The 16,719-nt window shown below is 33.1% G+C and carries 15 protein-coding genes and 4 pseudogenes; 6 read left to right on the forward strand and 13 right to left on the reverse strand.

What is annotated here, in order from left to right; genetic code table 11:
* Positions 1-300: 300 nt before the first annotated feature.
* Positions 301-963 (forward strand): CsxC family protein, encoded by a 663-nt coding sequence (locus tag HRG09_RS25820; RefSeq protein ID WP_174103697.1) that lies wholly within the window; start codon positions 301-303, stop codon positions 961-963.
* 59 nt (positions 964-1,022) lie between these two features.
* Here HRG09_RS25820 and HRG09_RS25825 read toward each other — a convergent pair whose 3' ends face one another.
* From HRG09_RS25825 to HRG09_RS25845, 5 genes are all read right to left on the reverse strand, one after another.
* A complete protein-coding gene (locus HRG09_RS25825) occupies positions 1,023-1,205 on the reverse strand; it encodes a hypothetical protein (protein ID WP_174103679.1) in 183 nt (60 codons plus the stop codon).
* 61 nt (positions 1,206-1,266) lie between these two features.
* Positions 1,267-3,063: an ABC transporter ATP-binding protein gene (locus HRG09_RS25830; RefSeq protein WP_174103680.1), complete on the reverse strand. Its 1,797-nt coding sequence runs from the start codon at positions 3,061-3,063 to the stop codon at positions 1,267-1,269.
* The gene (locus HRG09_RS25835) at positions 3,056-4,810 is read right to left on the reverse strand and encodes an ABC transporter ATP-binding protein (protein WP_174103681.1); all 1,755 of its coding nucleotides are present in this window, start codon (positions 4,808-4,810) and stop codon (positions 3,056-3,058) included. Before HRG09_RS25835 ends, HRG09_RS25830 begins: the two co-directional genes overlap by 8 nt.
* A gap of 251 nt (positions 4,811-5,061) precedes the next feature.
* Positions 5,062-5,664 (reverse strand): DUF1349 domain-containing protein, encoded by a 603-nt coding sequence (locus HRG09_RS25840; protein WP_174103682.1) that lies wholly within the window; start codon positions 5,662-5,664, stop codon positions 5,062-5,064.
* A 99-nt stretch (positions 5,665-5,763) separates the two neighbouring features.
* On the reverse strand, positions 5,764-6,648 hold the full coding sequence (locus HRG09_RS25845) for a GNAT family N-acetyltransferase (RefSeq protein ID WP_174103683.1): 885 nt from the start codon (positions 6,646-6,648) through the stop codon (positions 5,764-5,766).
* A gap of 239 nt (positions 6,649-6,887) precedes the next feature.
* On the opposite strand from HRG09_RS25845, the gene zwf reads away from it, so the two are divergent.
* Together zwf and HRG09_RS29220 are read left to right on the forward strand one after the other, a co-directional pair.
* Entirely contained in the window at positions 6,888-8,408 is a 1,521-nt protein-coding gene (gene zwf / locus HRG09_RS25850; RefSeq protein WP_174103685.1) for a glucose-6-phosphate dehydrogenase, read from the forward strand.
* Positions 8,395-8,588 (forward strand): annotated as a pseudogene (locus HRG09_RS29220) (cyclase family protein); the annotation flags it as partial. The gene zwf and the pseudogene HRG09_RS29220, both read left to right, overlap by 14 nt.
* A gap of 152 nt (positions 8,589-8,740) precedes the next feature.
* Here the strand turns inward: HRG09_RS29220 and HRG09_RS25855 are convergent.
* The 5 genes and pseudogenes from HRG09_RS25855 to HRG09_RS25875 form a co-directional block, all read right to left on the reverse strand.
* Positions 8,741-9,013 (reverse strand): annotated as a pseudogene (locus HRG09_RS25855) (phosphogluconate dehydrogenase (NAD(+)-dependent, decarboxylating)); the annotation flags it as partial.
* 115 nt (positions 9,014-9,128) lie between these two features.
* Positions 9,129-9,825: pseudogene (locus tag HRG09_RS25860) on the reverse strand (MFS transporter).
* Between the two features lie 101 nt (positions 9,826-9,926).
* Entirely contained in the window at positions 9,927-10,349 is a 423-nt protein-coding gene (locus HRG09_RS25865) for a MarR family winged helix-turn-helix transcriptional regulator (protein WP_174103687.1), read from the reverse strand.
* Positions 10,350-10,514: 165 nt separating this feature from the next.
* Positions 10,515-11,120 (reverse strand): PRK06770 family protein, encoded by a 606-nt coding sequence (locus tag HRG09_RS25870; RefSeq protein ID WP_174103689.1) that lies wholly within the window; start codon positions 11,118-11,120, stop codon positions 10,515-10,517.
* Between the two features lie 395 nt (positions 11,121-11,515).
* Positions 11,516-12,413 (reverse strand): annotated as a pseudogene (locus HRG09_RS25875) (CPBP family intramembrane glutamic endopeptidase).
* A gap of 461 nt (positions 12,414-12,874) precedes the next feature.
* Here HRG09_RS25875 and cspD point away from each other — a divergent pair.
* Both cspD and HRG09_RS25885 read left to right on the forward strand, forming a co-directional pair.
* Positions 12,875-13,078 carry a cold-shock protein CspD gene (gene cspD, locus HRG09_RS25880; RefSeq protein ID WP_000176367.1) on the forward strand — a complete coding sequence of 68 codons (204 nt, stop codon included), beginning with the start codon at positions 12,875-12,877 and terminating at the stop codon, positions 13,076-13,078.
* An 88-nt stretch (positions 13,079-13,166) separates the two neighbouring features.
* Positions 13,167-13,352: a cold-shock protein gene (locus HRG09_RS25885; RefSeq protein WP_000286200.1), complete on the forward strand. Its 186-nt coding sequence runs from the start codon at positions 13,167-13,169 to the stop codon at positions 13,350-13,352.
* Between the two features lie 82 nt (positions 13,353-13,434).
* Here HRG09_RS25885 and HRG09_RS25890 read toward each other — a convergent pair whose 3' ends face one another.
* Complete coding sequence (locus tag HRG09_RS25890) at positions 13,435-13,989, reverse strand: GNAT family N-acetyltransferase (RefSeq protein WP_174103691.1); 555 nt, start codon at positions 13,987-13,989, stop codon at positions 13,435-13,437.
* Positions 13,990-14,237: 248 nt separating this feature from the next.
* On the opposite strand from HRG09_RS25890, the gene HRG09_RS25895 reads away from it, so the two are divergent.
* Positions 14,238-14,795, forward strand: a complete 558-nt coding sequence (locus tag HRG09_RS25895; RefSeq protein WP_174103693.1) for a hypothetical protein — start codon at positions 14,238-14,240, stop codon at positions 14,793-14,795.
* Positions 14,796-14,873: 78 nt separating this feature from the next.
* On the opposite strand, the gene HRG09_RS25900 is transcribed toward HRG09_RS25895, so the two are convergent.
* Both HRG09_RS25900 and HRG09_RS25905 read right to left on the reverse strand, forming a co-directional pair.
* The gene (locus tag HRG09_RS25900) at positions 14,874-16,274 is read right to left on the reverse strand and encodes a protoporphyrinogen oxidase (RefSeq protein ID WP_174103695.1); all 1,401 of its coding nucleotides are present in this window, start codon (positions 16,272-16,274) and stop codon (positions 14,874-14,876) included.
* Between the two features lie 107 nt (positions 16,275-16,381).
* Positions 16,382-16,534, reverse strand: coding sequence for an aspartyl-phosphate phosphatase Spo0E family protein (locus tag HRG09_RS25905; RefSeq protein WP_174103696.1), 153 nt, complete (start codon positions 16,532-16,534; stop codon positions 16,382-16,384).
* Between the last annotated feature and the right edge of the window lie 185 nt (positions 16,535-16,719).

The raw sequence follows: 16,719 nt of genomic DNA on the forward strand, positions 1-16,719 counted from the left end.
CATAACAAGTGCTCTTTTTTTATAATCAATAAATAATTATTAAATACGAAAGAATGCATGTTTTTTTATTAAAAGAAATATCTTATTAAGTTGTTTATACTAATGATTTTCATAAGTTGTTTCTCATTATACAAATCTTGCAATAAAAATTATCAATTTATTCTAAACACACGAGTCTCTCCACTTCATTCTCTTTAAATATTTTAGGTTAATAAATAAAAAAAACTCCTATTATACAAACACAGTCACATATAAAAGAAAAGAATATATTAAAAATGTAATCAAAAGGTTCAAACTCAAATTCCGCTTAATGATTCAGATGCACCAGCTATCGTTAGACAAAATGCAAGGGTGAAAATCCCGGTTGTTTTGGCAGAAAGAATCGTCCAAATTGTCGTAGAAGCAAATATTGAACTTGAAGATGGAGCAGTAGAAATTAAACGAGTGTTAAAAGATGTATTTTTAACACAATGTAAACTTGTACCAGTTGCGTTCGAAGATTTTAATGACACAGGATACCGTGAAGTAACGCGAGCAAAATTATTTGTAGAAGGCTATATTCGCAAAAATATCGAATATGCTACTAAGGATTGTCATGGACACGTTCGCTATCGAACTGCAAATGTCCCATTCTACGGTTTTGTAGACTTAACTGAAGATGATTTCCTAACTCCTTCACTTTTTGCTGCTGGCTCAGCAAACAGATCGCAATTCATTAATCCAAAAGACGGTGATTTACCTCGTTTGGACAAGTTTTTCTTTGAAAATACTACTTTTTATAATGAACAACCGTATTGTGAATTAATACGTGCAGACTTTTTCGAATTAGACTTCTCACCATGCCCTAAACATTTAGATGAGGAATTTAAGGAAATTCGTGAAAAAATAGTATTGGATCTTACTTTGAAAGTTTTACAAATACAACAAGTGGAAGTTGGTTCTCTTACAAACGATATTTGTTAGAAACGTAGCGTCAGAATCCGAGTCAATTAGAATTTAATTTTCAAATAAATCCCTAATACTCATTTGAGCCGAGTAGTTAGCTTTTTGCTAACTGCTCTTTTTTGTGTATCATCAATTGCATTCATGATACTATCAGGAGCCCATACAGGATTTTTATCCATACATTTACAAACTACTTCCTGAGTCCATCCTCTATCCAAAATTTCCTTACATTTATCAACTAGATCGTTATATGTTTTCATAGTCATCCTTCTTTACTACAAAATGCGGTTTCTCCTATATAAGAAATCGCATTACATCAGGTTAAATTTTAAATTGGCTCATATATAACCCATGATAGAATCCTTGATTTCCAATTAAAGATTCATGATTGCCTCTCTCAATAATTTCTCCATCTTGAATAACAAGAATTTGGTCTGCTTTTTCAATCGTTTTTAATCGATGGGCAATCACAAAACTTGTACGTCCCTTCATCAAATAATTTAATCCAGATTGAATTTGAAGTTCTGTTCTTGTATCAATGTTAGATGTAGCTTCATCTAGAATTAGAATGTCTGCATCTGTTAAGATTGCTCGTGCAATTGCAAGCAATTGCTTTTGCCCTTGACTTAAATTTGACCCTTCTGAAGCAATTTCTGTTTCATATTGCTTTGGTAAATGTTTAATAAATGAATGTGCAGATGCTGCCTTTGCTGCCGCAATAACTTCTTCATTACTTGCATCTAGTCGTCCATAACGAATATTATCCATAATTGTACCTGCGAAAAGATATGTATCTTGCAAAACGACTCCTATTTTACTTCGCAGAGAGCTAATATCGTAATCTTTTATATCTTTCCCATCAATCTTAATTTGCCCTTTATGAATATCATAAAAACGTGTTAACAAATTAATAACTGTTGTTTTTCCTGACCCCGTTGGTCCAACAAGTGCAATCGTTTCCCCTGGATACGCATGTAAGTTAACATCTTTTAAAATTTCTTTTTCTTTCGTATATCCAAATGATACATGTTCGAAAGAAACATTTCCTTTTAGCTTCTCAACAATAATTGCATCTTTTTTATTTTGAAATTCTGGTACCTCATCCATAATTTCAAAAACGCGCTCTCCCCCAGCAACTGCAGCTTGAATTGTATTCATAAGCGTTGCAAACTGACTAAGTGGTCTTGAAAATTGACGAGAGTAATTAATAAATGCTGCGATGACACCAACTGTTGTCATACTATTTAAAACCATAATAGCACCTGCTAATATAACAAGTCCCATACCTAAGTTATTAATGAAGTTCATACTTGGGAAGATAAACGCTGAAAATGTATCAGCTTTTGTAGCAGAAATTCTAAGTTGTTCATTAATCGTATGAAATTTATTTACTGTTTCTTTTTCTTTCCCATATAGCGTAATAACATCTGCACCTGTAATTGCTTCTTCAATAAAACCATTCAATTCTCCTAGATCTTTTTGACGCTTCGCAAAATTTTTACCACTATATGCAACCAGTTTTTTTGTTACCAAAAACATAATTGGTACTGTAATAAGTGTCACAATTGCTAAAATCCAATCTAGTGCAAACATTGCGATTGTCACACCGATAAATGTTAAGGCAGACGAAATGATTTGAACGATGCTTTGTGTTAACGCTTGGTTTAAACTATCGATATCATTTGTAACGCGACTCATTAAATCTCCCTGTGAACGAACATCAAAGAAACGAAGAGAAAGCGTTTGGATTTTCCCAAAAATATCTTGCCGTATTTTTTGTATCGTTTTTAATGCTACATTAACCATCAGGAATGTTTGTAGCCACGTTAATAATACCGTAATGCCATAAATCCCAATGAGAAGCATACACATTCTTGCTGTCCCATTTAAATCTCTTGGTACGATATATTCATCAATAATAACTCCCATATAATATGGTCCTAATAAACCAAGTAATGTTGTAACAAATACAAGAACAATAACGAACATAAGAGCTGCTTTTTGATACCCCATATAGTTCCAAATTCTCATTACAGTTCCTTTTGTATCTTTTGGTTTTCCTGATTTGGAATTGCTACGTCCACCTTTATTCCCGAACTGCCCTTGAAAATTACGCATGTTCTTTCCCTCCTTCTTGATCTAAACTACCACCTTGGGAAAGATATATATCTTGGTACACTTCGCATGTTTCTATTAAATGTTCGTGTGTCCCACTTCCAACTAATTCACCGTGATCTAAAACGAGAATTTGATCAGCATCTATAACAGATGCTATTTTTAAGGCGATTAAAAATGTTGTCATTTCTGTATGTTCTTCTTTCAATGCTTCTTGTATAATCCCTTCTGACTTTGCATCAACAGCTGATGTAGAATCGTCCAGCACGAGGATAGATGGTTTTCGAACAAGTGCTCTCGCGATTGAAAGACGCTGTTTTTGCCCACCAGAAAGGTTTGTTGCTCCTTGTGTTAAGTTATATTGATATATATTTTCAAACTTATGAATAAACTCCGTCGCACAAGCTGCTTCTGAAGCAGATTCTATTTCGCTTTGCGTTGCTTCTTCTTTACCATATCTCATATTTTCTTCAACACTTCCTGAAAACAGCAATGCCTTTTGCGGAACAAATCCGATTGAAGAACGAAGCACCGGTAAATCGTACTCTTTGACGTTGACACCATCAACAAAAATTACTCCTTGATCAACATCATATAAACGTGGAAGTAATTTAACTAAAGTAGATTTCCCACTTCCCGTAGGACCGATAATCCCTACTTTTTCACCTTTTCTTACGGTAAATGAAATATCTTTTAAAACATATTCATCATTTTTGCTGTAACTGTAACTAACATGCTTAAACTCAATATTGCCATTTACTTTCTCCGGTTGATACGCATTTTTTTCATTTTCAATATCAACTTTCGTCTCTAGTACTTGTTGTACACGATCAGCAGATGGGAAAGCACGAGCAATTTGAATAAATACCATACTGATTGACATAAGCGACATTAATATAATATTTAAATAGTTAATAAACGCTAAAATTGCTCCAACTTGTAATGTGCCGTTAAACACTTTCACGCCACCTATCCATAACGTCGCTACAATACCACCATTTACAACTAGCATAATGATCGGCATCATTAATGAAACAATTTGTACCGCACGAATGTTGATGCATGTTAAGTTTTTATTTACTTTTTCAAACTGGGAAATTTCATGATTCTGTCTTACATAAGCCTTTACAACGCGGACACCGGATAGGTTTTCTTGTAATTTTGTATTTACTTTATCTAAAGCTTCTTGAACCCCTCTAAATGATCCGCTTGCATTCCCAGCGATGAAAATAATTGCAACTAAAAGAATAGGTACAACAACAAGTAAAATAGAAAATAAATCTTTTGCTGTTACAAAAACAATAATGATACTACCTATAAATAATAAGGGTCCACGAACGAGAACACGCAATGTCATCGTCATAGCTGCTTGAATGGATGTAATATCATTTGTGACAATTGTTAATAACTTTCCAGTTCCAAATGAGTCTCGGTTTTCACTAGAAAACGTCTCAATTTTTGTAAAGACGTCCTTTCTTATATCCGTCGCGAAGTTAACAGCCGCTTTCGTAGAATACATCATACATCCAAGCCCACCAATTAATCCAAGTGCTGCTGCTCCTATCATCAGAATTCCCATTTTAATTACATACTGAAAATCTTGATTTGCTATTCCAACGTCAATAATATGTTGCATAATCGTCGGCTGAATTAAGTCCATCGCAACCTCAAGTACCATAAACAGTGGTCCGATAATAGCGAAGAACATGTATGGTTTTAAATACTGTAACAATTTGCGGAATGATTTCATACATTGTCTCCTTTTCTTATGAAATTGTCAGTTTATAATTCAAATACCACCTTCTTTTTATTCATTCATACGGACTTTTCCATTACTACTATTTATATTCTAAAGATTAATATTTAACATTATTAAATGATAAATATTAATCTTCCATCCGTCAATCAATGCGCCTTACCTTTATAGAAAATACATCTTCCTTATTTCTAGACAATCATAAAAAAACGCATTCTATTATAAAAGAATGCGGTCAAGCTCAATTATATATGTTCAATTGTAAAATTAATGAATTCTGTTTCAAAACCATTACCTTGTGATGGACTACAAGTGTAAAATCCTATTTTTATAGGACAATCCCCCTGATCTTCTATAAGATGAGCAATTCGAATCTGTTCCCATTCATCACCCATTTGTTCAGTCTTTACATAAATCGTATAGTCACCTTTCTTTCGAATTATTCGAAAATGTAGCTGTTGTTTGACAAGCTCATTCAAAAAATTTTGCGTCGACCAATCAGAATATCCACTATTTGTTACAACGGCACCTAAATGTGATGGTCCTTCAGGAATATATTCAAGAGATGTTTTTAACCAACACTTCTCCGATAACATAACAAAAAGTCCTGCTTGGTCGTATGTAGATTTAGGGTCCATACGTAATGATACTTCAGTTACAAAATCTGTAGACAGTTCTTCATAAAAAACATGTCCATTCATTACCTCGAATCCATAGTGTGTTTTTAACCAAAAATCGGTTTCTTCTTTCGAATGAACGATAAAAGTTTTTTCTTGTATCTCATAATATTTTGGTTCATTTATAATATTTAGTTGTTTCATATGATTTGGTATATAGGATATTTTCATAGGACCTCCATAAAAATATGTTTCTTAAGCATTCATGATTCACTCATGATTATTTGCTACAATCCAATCATAAAGAATCTACTAATGGCGGTTTGGGGGTTAAAATTCAGTTGCAATTGGAAATTTATATCCTTTAAAATTAATCTTTTCACCACCGCGAATCATCAAGTATGTTTCAGGTTGAAACTCTTTACATGTTACCGCTTCTATCCCTAGTTCATCAGGATAAAAGTAAAATACAATCGCTGTAAATGATTCAGCTATTTCAGCACATATTTCATCTAAAATCGGCATAATTTGTGCAAAAATCCCAAATAAATGTAGCACTTTATCTTTCACTTCATATACAATCAATGCGTCTAACTTCTCTGAATAGTATAGTTTTCCATTCCATTTCGTATCGTACATATTAAAATAAAAAGAAGACTGATAGTTTAGTGTGGAAAATTCCATTGAAAGCTGTTGAGAGTTCTCCATTATTTCTTTTATTAGTCGCATATCTTTTTCAACATGAAAGTTTAATTTTCGAAGTGAAGATGAACAAGGTTGCTTATTATCATAAGATAATGTCATCAGATGTTCTTGTACGACTCGAAAACCAAATGACTCATATAATTCCGGCTTCTCTGTAAATAATATTGCACATTCATATTTTTTATCTATTTCTTGTAATACTTTACAAAATAGCTGCTTCATCAAGCCTTTTCTACGATATTCTGGATGTGTCATGACAGATTGAATACCAGCAGCATGAATTTTCTCTCCATTTACTAACATTGGTAGCGCAAACATAGATACATTTGCTATTACTTGACCTTCTTGTAAATAGGAAAAAGGTTTGTATGTATTGTCCCAAAATCCATTGGACTCAAAATTTTGTAACGTTTGAACAGGAATATGAAACACCTCTTCAAATAATTGAAACAACAATTCCTTTTTCGGTTCTTCCACAAAAAAGTTTTCAGAAAGAATAAGATTCCCCATATTGTTCCTCCATAAGTTCATTCCTATTAGTGTAATCGTTTTCTATTGTGTTTAAATGAAAGAAGTTTCTTTCAGGTCAACATACCCTCACAAAATATACCAAAATAAGTTAAGATTTTCAAGATAACTGCGAATACAACTTCCAATAAAAATTATTTTATATTGCTCTTACATGTATTATTCAATAATCAACATACTAAGTGAGAGCTAATTTCGTAAAAAGTGAGGGCTATTTAACTATGGAAAATTATACTACCCCTAAATGTATTATCGTTATTTTTGGTGCGACAGGCGATTTAGCAAATCGCAAATTATTCCCTTCTCTTTTCAGGCTCTTTCGACAAGGGAAAATCTCCGAAAATTTTGCCGTTGTTGGTTTGGCAAGAAGGCCATTATCTAATGAGGAATTTCGTGAGAATGTTAAACAATCTATTCACAATTTACAAGAGAAAAATATGACTCATGATACATTCGCTTCCCATTTCTATTATCATCCTTTTGATGTAACAAATTTATCTTCTTATCAGGAGCTAAACAGTTTGTTAAGCACTCTAGATGGAAAGTATGCTACTGAAGGAAATCGTATGTTTTATTTAGCTATGGCTCCTGATTTTTTTGGCACAATTGCTACAAATTTAAAATCAGAAGGGCTAACTTCAACGGAAGGTTGGATTCGTTTAGTAATTGAAAAACCATTTGGACATGATTATGAATCAGCACAAGCATTAAATGATCAAATTCGTCATGCCTTCACAGAAGATCAAATTTATCGTATTGACCACTATTTAGGGAAAGAGATGGTTCAAAACATTAAAGTCATTCGATTTGCGAATGCAATTTTTGAACCTCTTTGGAACAATCAATATATAGCTAACATCCAAATTACTTCAAGTGAAACTTTAGGGGTTGAAGAACGAGGGCGCTATTACGAAGATTCAGGTGCACTACGTGACATGGTTCAAAATCATATGTTACAGATGGTAGCGCTCCTGGCAATGGAACCTCCAATAAAACTAACCGCAAATGAAATTCGAAGTGAAAAAGTAAAAGTACTTCGTGCGTTACAACCACTTGCAGAAGATACAGTAGAGTGTAATTTTGTACGTGGGCAATATGGATCAGGAATCGTAGACGAGCAAAAAGTAATTCGTTATCGTGAAGAAAACGCAGTAGATCCAGAATCAAATACTGAAACATTTGTTGCTGGTAAACTAATGATTGAAGATTTCAGGTGGTCAGGCGTTCCTTTTTATATTCGAACTGGGAAACGTATGCAGGAAAAATCCACCGAGATTGTCATACAGTTTAAAAACTTACCAATGAATCTCTATTTTAATAACGAAAAAAAAGTTCATCCTAATTTATTGGTCATTCATATTCAACCGGAAGAAGGAATTACCCTTCATTTAAATGCACAAAAAACTGATAGTAGCACTACTTCGACACCTATACAATTAAGTTATTGTAATAACTGTATGGATAAGATGAATACACCAGAAGCATATGAGGTTCTTCTATACGATTGTATGCGCGGTGATTCAACTAACTTTACTCATTGGGATGAAGTATCCCTTTCTTGGAAATTCGTTGATATAATCTCCAATGTTTGGAGTAATAAACAAGCTATATATTTTCCTAACTATGAATCCGGCTCAATGGGTCCTAAAGAATCTGATGCTTTATTAGAAAAAGATGGTTTTCATTGGTGGCCAACGATAACCTCTCATTTGACAGGAGAAAGCTACAATGAAAATATATGATATTACAGTCCCTATATTTGAAGGAATGACCGTTTACAAAAATAAGCCTAAAAAACAAACACAGTTTTCAAGAATAACAAATGCGCACGTTACCGAGTCACGTATCAAATTTGACGTCCGTACAGGTACACATATTAATCTTTACATATGATTATTGAAGGAGCGACCTTTGAAAGTATTGGGAGTGTTACAGGTCATGATCGCCTCCCTAACTTCTTCACTTTTGTATTCTTGTCCGCGAATAGTGAAATAAGTAATAAACAACCTCGTCCTTATAAGAACGAGGTTGTTTTTATGTAGAAAAGATTTTCCGATTACATTGTGATGATAACTTATTTTTTATCGCTTTTTTCTACCGCATGGCCGCCGAATTCATTACGTAGTGCAGCTACTACTTTGCCTGTAAATGTATCATTTTCTAGTGAACGATACCGCATTAATAAGGAAAGTGCAATAACAGGTGTCGCTGTTTGTAAATCAAGAACTGTTTCAACTGTCCATTTCCCTTCCCCTGAGGAATGCATGATCCCTTTAATGTTATCTACCTTTGCATCCTTTGAAAATGCGCGTTCCGTTAAATCCATAAGCCACGAACGAATATGGGAGTATTACAGAAATATCCTGTTATCCTCCTATCCAAAAATTTCTTTTTAACACAGCTTATTAATTCACATGGTTTCAAAAGGAATGGGAATAAATTTGATAGGTATACTTTCCCTCTTACATACTTATTTGCTTTTTATTAGATATAGCCTCTTCCTTAACAAGAAAATATATCATTGGTAAAACAAGTAAACTAGCAATTGCGCAAAGAATCCCTAAAGTAACAAATGGAAACCCTTTACTCAAAGTAAACGATGCAGCACTCGAAGCGATCATCATTCCAATATACATTGCAGAACTATTCAACGCCATAACAGTCCCTCTTATTTCTGGACTCAATTCAGAAATCAAAGCTGTTAATGATGCTTGACCAAATCCAATGAATATACTCCAAACCATATGTGCCAAAATCGCTATTTTTATATTATCAATATAGGGTGAAAATGTAATCATACTAACTGAAGCAATGATACTCGCAATGGAAATCACTACTTTTTTTCCCGTTTTATCTGCTAATTTCCCACCAACTATATTACCGATTACACTTCCTAAACCAGCAAAGAAAATAACAATTCCAATCTGTCCAATTGTAAATCCGAAATTTCTTTCATACGACTTTATCAGATAATGGTCCAAAAAATGGAGCTGTTACCCCATAGTATAGTGCGTACACTGTACTGAAAAGCCCAGCCTTTTCAGTAGGTATTCCTGTTGTTCGTGAAATCACAGGCAATAATGGTGAAATGATTAAAGAATCTAAACCGATAAAAAAGGCGATAATTGCTAAAATACGTAACATTGATTTTACTTGCATCTTGTATTCCCTTCTTTTTATTTCATATATGAAATAAATATCCGAAATTCCCCTTACACCTCCGATTTTATACATATTATATTTTTTCTTATATATCGCACTTAACCTAAATGATGCTTCCATTTTAATAATAGTTCTTGCAGCTTCTGTTCTTCTTCAGCAGTAAAACAGCTGCAATTTTCTTGTAAAAATCCTGCATACTTCCTATCGACTTTCTCTCTAATTTCTTCTCCCTTTTCAGTTAGAAAGACAAGTGTTTCACGTTGATCATTTGGATTTTTTTCCGTTGCAACATATCCGTCTCTCTTCATCCGCTGAATCATGGTGGTCATATTACTTGGAACACATCCCATGTTTTCAATCAACTTCGACATCGATAACTTTCCAGACTTCGCAAGTACTTGTATCACACCAAATTGGACATAACTTATATCATGCTCTTCTATCGCTTTATCCAAATTTCTTTGCAGCTGATGATAGACATCTCGAATATTTCCGTATAATTCTCTTGTTTTCATATCCATTCGAAAAAGCCTTTCTTTTTTTATTTCATATGTGAATCTTATTCTCATTTATTTCATATGTCAAATAAAACAACCCTGTCCCAATGGAATTTTTTCTTTCCCATCCACCAAGACAAGGTCTACAACAATGTAATCTTTTCAACATGATTATGTATACTTTATAAGTTATTTTCCCCCTTGTTCGCCACTTGCTATTAACGTACTTCCAGAAAATGTCTCTTTTTGTATGAAGAGTTTATTAACCAACTCTTTCTGTTCATCTTGTGACATTACGCCCTTACCTTCACCAAGATTACCGCTTTGTAATTTCCAAATCGTATTATGATCGGCATCAACTTTCTTATATTCCCCTTGTTTCCATCTTTCTAAAATATCTATATATGCTTTTTTTTGATTCAAATTACCATTCTTAACAATGTCTATTAAACTTTCAATTCGTTCTTGTGTTATAAAAATATAACCCCATTTTTGATCTGCTTTCACTTTTTGATGTGCCATTTCATGTAATGCAATTTGCATTTTTTCATCAGTCCACTTAAAGTCTTTATTAAAATCACTATTTGGTAATGAGTAATTCCCATTCTCTAACAGTTTTGCATTTTCTGCTTTTACTTTACTATCAGCTAATACTTCCACTGCTGGAGCCGCAATTGGTGTTTTTTTAGCAGTTGGCTTACTATTATTGAGATAGTATAAGATTCCATAAGTTAGTGCCACACCGATTACTGCCATTCCAGCAATTATCCCTAATATTTTTAATAGTGTTTTCATTGAACACATGTCCCCCCAACATTCTATCATGCATTTTCTTTCTACTTATTTCGATTTTTAATAACTCATTATAAATGATACGTTAAGATGCTTTTTTCATAAAAATTCTCCCTCAAAAGTATTATTTTATTAGTTTTCCCCTGTGTTTCCTTTTATTGTATTTCGATTCAGTTTCATATTGCAAGATTATTCTGTAAAAAGATTGTAATTTCCTAACATTCAAATAAAAATTTTCCACACCTCATCTCTTTTCGCAAAATGCGATTAACTTTATCTAAACCATATACATCGATATTACAAAAAATAACAAGTACATCGATACGTTGCACACGTTATTTTTTACATTATGTACGATTTTTTCTAAACAAAGAAGTGTCATCATCTATCCCCTATTATTATCCAATGTTACGCTGGCTTGCCCTTCTTCCCCATAGTTTTCCTCCATAGTACTACCGAAGCAACAGTAAGTAAAAAAGTAGTAATCACACTCCCTTCAATTCCAAATGCTCCCCCATGTAATGTTTCCGGGCCACGCGTTGTTGATTTAAATAAAGGAGTCGAATATATTGTCATTCCACTTACTGCAAAACCGTACACATTATATTGAGCCCAGTTCCATATAGAATGCCAAGCACATATCCCCCAAAGACTATTCTCTTTTAACACATAAAATGCCGCAAATACACCAACTAATATGATATTTGATATAGAAAGAATTGTAATACCTGGGTTAAGTAGATGGAGAAATCCAAATAAAAATGAGGTAACAACGACTCCAACCCATATCCGGCTCCTAACTGAAATAACTGGAAATAACCAACCACGTACAACAATTTCTTCTGTAGCACCTTGTACTAAAAATGCAACTAAAGAACCTAGAATACCTAATATGACGGTGGTAGTAATATGCTGAATTTGCAACTGTACAAAACCTGTTATAACAAGGAGTAATACCGGTATTGATATAAATATAAACCCTACTAGAGCTCCCTTTAAATACTTTCTTAAAAATTGTTCTTTCCAAAATCCAATTGATGAAAATGGTCGTTTCTCTACAAAGCGAACCCATAAAAAGACAATTACAATTGCACCTCCAAATGTGAGTAACATTTCTAAATTATTATAAATTCCCTTCATAAATGTCGTTTCTGCTTTTGGCACGAACAACATAGATAAAATAAACAATTCACCTAGACTTAAAAATACAACCGATAATATTACCGCCAAAATTGGATGTACTTTCTTGCGCCCTTTCTTTGCTGCTTCGATTGTTTTGAACCGGCTATTGTTCAAAGTTATTCCTCTCTTTCTTTTTTAGTTTCCACCTATTACAGATATTTCCTATTTCACATTACATCTATTATTCCCATAATTTTAAATGCAACAAGGACTGCTACTAATACTTACCTAGGAGGATGTTTAAACTAGAAATACTACATTCATAAAAAGGAACTTATTTTTCATTTTGTTAGATACATGCCATTCAATCACCCCCTTGCTGTAGTAACATTATTAAAACATAAGTCACCCCAAAGAAATCCATTTGTTTCCAACACTTGCTATTTCCCACCATTTGTTGTAAGATAGGTCTTAAGGTCAAATTTATAACAGTTTTACTTTACATATTATCAAGCATCTATTATGGATCATAAGTGTTCCTAATCGGTTTTTGATAATATGTGAATTTTTATTTTCGTTGAAATAAGACGGATCATATTGTAATTTATTTTTCTTATTTTTAGGAGGCATTTACCATGACATTAACAGGTAAAGTAAAATGGTTTAACAGCGAAAAAGGTTTCGGTTTCATCGAAGTTGAAGACGGTAACGATGTATTCGTTCACTTCTCTGCTATCACTGGCGACGGTTTCAAATCTCTTGACGAAGGTCAAGAAGTTAGCTTCGAAGTTGAAGACGGCAATCGCGGACCTCAAGCTAAAAACGTTGTAAAGCTATAATTTAAGCAATAAAAAGGTTGTTACCATCGCACGGTTAACAACCTTTTTAATATATAATTTAAAAATTTTACATAAAAGGAGTGGTCACATGTATCGCAATCGAAAGAACGATGTAGCAGAAGTACCACCAGAACAAACCCCTGTTTGGGAATGTGAATCAGAGGATTGTTTAGGATGGATGAGAAAGAACTTTTCATTTGAAGAAGAGCCAAAATGCCCTTTATGTAAAAGTAACATGAAAAGCGGAGAACGTTTATTACCTAAATTAGGTTAATGATTTCGTATCCCTCTTATCTTTCGATGAGAGGGATTTTTATTATTCCTCTCCATAACTGATATAAAAAGAACCATGCATATTATAGACCATGGTTCTTTTCCAAATCCGTTCGTATTATAGAATAGACACAAGCATCATGTTGTTTTTCCCCTTGCTGAATATATCCGCGCAGTATTCCCTCTTTCTGAAATCCTATTTTGGACAACATCTTACACGAGGTAACATTTTCAGGATATGTAATTGCTCCAATTCTAAATAAACCTAACTCCTGAAAACTATAAGCAATAACTTTTCGAGCAGCTTCTGATGCATATCCCTTTCCCCAATAGGAAGGATGTAAATCATAACCAATTTCAGAACGTTTACTCCAAAGTTGCAAATTATTTAATCCAATTGTGCCAATTAATGTACCTGTTTCTTTTAATACAATTCCCCATCGAATTGCACGTTTTTCAAAATAATTTTTTGAAAAAGATTCGATCATGCGTGACGCTTGACCAAATTCTGTAAAATAATTCATTCCATAATAACGTGTTACTTCTTCAAGCGAAAAGATTTCATATATTTTTTGACAATAAGATTGATCAATTTCAACTAAACATAACCGCTCTGTTTCTAAAACAGGAAATGCCATTAAAACCCTCCCTTTCTTTCTACTGATTTATTATATCAGAAAAACCTTCTCTTATTGGAAGATTCATCATAAATACAAACCTATTTTCAAAATCAATGAAACAAGATTTCTTGATATTTTCTTAATTCGCAGCCCTATCATCTTTATCCATCTAAAATTGGATATTTATGTTAAAATATTCATAAACAATACGGCACATTGTTATTCAACATGAAGATTAGAGTTATATTTGCGGAGGTGACTGAAAAATGTATATTTTTATAGGCATTGCTCTCTTGTTCATTTTGCTTGTTTTTTTATTCGCACAGAAATTCGCACCCAACTCAGCGATGATGACAAGTTTCAAAGGAAACAGCTTCAAAACATTTATAATTGGACTTGTAATCGCCTCGGCATTATTACTTTCTTATGGGTTTTATCACGTAGCTACTTATCAACCTTCCATGCTAAATATTAAAATAAACAACACACAATACATTATTTCAGGGGATATCGGTGAATTTGGCTACTTCACAGAACAATTAATCAAAAAAGAAAAAGAAGCTGAACTTTATTTCACTTCTTGGAAGACATTAAATCTAGAAAATCCTCAAATTACAATTAACTACCCTTCTGGTAAAAAAGATTCTTGGAAACCGAATATATCTCTAATAAAAAACGCATCCACAAAAGAGTTAAAAGAAAAATATAAAATAAAAGAGATTTACGGGCTCTCTCCCTATTCATTTAAAGAATCCGGGAACGTCACATTAACAATTACAGAAAATAAAACGATGCGTGCTAAAACTGTAATCAAAGTTAAATAGTAAAGAACTTTTAGTAAAAACAGACGAAATCCCTCTCTTATACTAGAGAGGGATTTCGTCAAAAATATAAAGATTCCTTTATTCAAAATGATTATTTAATGCTTTTACAATCTTCTCTGCTGTTTTCTTTCCATTTCCTATACAAGCTCCAATACCCACACCATAATATGATGCCCCAGCTAAATATACATTTGGAAAAATAGCTAATAATTTCTCATTTAAAGATTGAACCGCATGGTTATGTTCTAAATGATAATTTGGCATTAAATCTTTCCAGTCCGTAACTTCAACAACTTGCGGTTCCCCTTGAATTCTAAGACTTTTCTCAATATCAGATAAGGCAACTTGAACCAATTCTTCCTTACTTTTATGTTTCATTTTTTCATAAGCAGGATTTGAACTTTTATAAAACATCCTTACCAATAAATTTTGCTTATCTGATGTATGCTTCCATTTCCTACTCGTCCACGTGCATGCATCACAAAGTAAATCACTGTTTTCTGAAACAATGAAACCTGTTCCATCCGCCGGTAATTGCTCATCAGGTATTTCAAATCCTAAATAAACACTAATCAGGGAAGAATTTTTCAACTTATTGAAATCATCATCTAATTCATTAGAACTTAATAATGTTTGTGCAATATCATGTGGAGTAGCTAAAACAACGTAGTCCGCTTTTATTGTTTCTTGATTTGAAAAAGAAACTTCATATCCATCGCCGACTCTTTTTACACTCGTCGTTACTACTCCTTTTCGTATTTCTGTCTCCTTCAATTCCCCTTCTAAACGATTAATAATCGTAGAAAGGCCTTTTTTAAATGATAAAAACTTCTTATTCCCAGTAGCTTGAAATTGTTTTTTATTTACTTCAAAGCCTTTTATAATACTGCCATATGTATTTTTGTAATCAAGTAAATACGGTAGTGTAGACGCCATGGTAAGCTCATTCAATTTTCCAGAATACACTCCTGAAAGAACGGGGGAAATCTGCTTCTCAACTAACTCTTTTCCTAAGAAACTTTCTAAAAATACGGCGAGTGATGTATCTTTCGTAAAATCTTTGTTCTTTGTAATGAAGTCTTTTAGTGCAATGATTTTCCCCTTCTTTGAAACTAACGTACTACTAAATAACGATTCTACACTCATCGGTATACCAAATACTGTGTCAGCAGGAATCGGATGTAACGTATCATTTGCGTAAATATAAGAAATGCCCGTTTCGTTGTATACTAATTCCTCTTCTAAATGTAATTCTTTTACAAATGGCATAACATTTTCGTTTCGAGCAACGATCGAATCGGCCCCTGTTTCCATAATAAAATCTTTTTCTTTCACACTGTGAATTTTCCCGCCTAAATACTCATTTTTGTCTGCAAGGACTAATTTTAAATCTATATTGTATTGCTTTTTTAATCTTTCTAAGTAATACATCGTAGAAAGACCTGTAATCCCTCCACCTGTGACAACAACTGTTTCCATACTTACTGCGCTCCTAACCGATACTATAATAAACTTCTTTATTATTATAACCAAAAATTAGCTTTCTCGACTAGCAGCTGACAAAGTTCGTAAAATGTACATACTTCTTATGCTTTCAATAACATTATATAATTAATTAATTTGTCTAGTTCTTGGCTTACTGTAAGCACCTTTTCATGTTGAAATCCATAATTAGATACTAGTGTAAATAATTCTTCTTTTTTTACTTCAATGATTTGCTCTAATTTTCTCATCTCCATACCGTATTTAATCGCTCCAATTTAAAATGTATGTACTTTAGTATAAGGTATTTACATAATAAGTAAAAGAACCAATTTTAAGTCAATCGGGCACCTTTAAGCACAAATGGGTGAATATACCCTAATTCATATAGGATATATGAATTACTAAACATGCTATATCAAAGAAAAAAAGAGACTTAGAA

Origin of the sequence: Bacillus sp. Xin1 (genome assembly GCF_013314535.1) — a bacterium.
Lineage (GTDB): Bacteria > Bacillota > Bacilli > Bacillales > Bacillaceae_G > Bacillus_A.

Coding starts and splice junctions, on each gene's coding strand:
- HRG09_RS25890 (WP_174103691.1), bottom strand. CDS start 13,989: ATGGCATTTCCTGTTTTAGAAACAGAGCGGTTATGTTTAGTTGAAATT.
- HRG09_RS25830 (WP_174103680.1), bottom strand. CDS start 3,063: ATGCGTAATTTTCAAGGGCAGTTCGGGAATAAAGGTGGACGTAGCAAT.
- HRG09_RS25905 (WP_174103696.1), bottom strand. CDS start 16,534: ATGGAGATGAGAAAATTAGAGCAAATCATTGAAGTAAAAAAAGAAGAA.
- HRG09_RS25825 (WP_174103679.1), bottom strand. CDS start 1,205: ATGAAAACATATAACGATCTAGTTGATAAATGTAAGGAAATTTTGGAT.
- HRG09_RS25840 (WP_174103682.1), bottom strand. CDS start 5,664: ATGAAAATATCCTATATACCAAATCATATGAAACAACTAAATATTATA.
- HRG09_RS25885 (WP_000286200.1), top strand. CDS start 13,167: ATGTATCGCAATCGAAAGAACGATGTAGCAGAAGTACCACCAGAACAA.
- HRG09_RS25835 (WP_174103681.1), bottom strand. CDS start 4,810: ATGAAATCATTCCGCAAATTGTTACAGTATTTAAAACCATACATGTTC.
- HRG09_RS25870 (WP_174103689.1), bottom strand. CDS start 11,120: ATGAAAACACTATTAAAAATATTAGGGATAATTGCTGGAATGGCAGTA.
- HRG09_RS25900 (WP_174103695.1), bottom strand. CDS start 16,274: ATGGAAACAGTTGTTGTCACAGGTGGAGGGATTACAGGTCTTTCTACG.
- zwf (WP_174103685.1), top strand. CDS start 6,888: ATGGAAAATTATACTACCCCTAAATGTATTATCGTTATTTTTGGTGCG.
- HRG09_RS25845 (WP_174103683.1), bottom strand. CDS start 6,648: ATGGGGAATCTTATTCTTTCTGAAAACTTTTTTGTGGAAGAACCGAAA.
- HRG09_RS25865 (WP_174103687.1), bottom strand. CDS start 10,349: ATGGATATGAAAACAAGAGAATTATACGGAAATATTCGAGATGTCTAT.
- cspD (WP_000176367.1), top strand. CDS start 12,875: ATGACATTAACAGGTAAAGTAAAATGGTTTAACAGCGAAAAAGGTTTC.
- HRG09_RS25895 (WP_174103693.1), top strand. CDS start 14,238: ATGTATATTTTTATAGGCATTGCTCTCTTGTTCATTTTGCTTGTTTTT.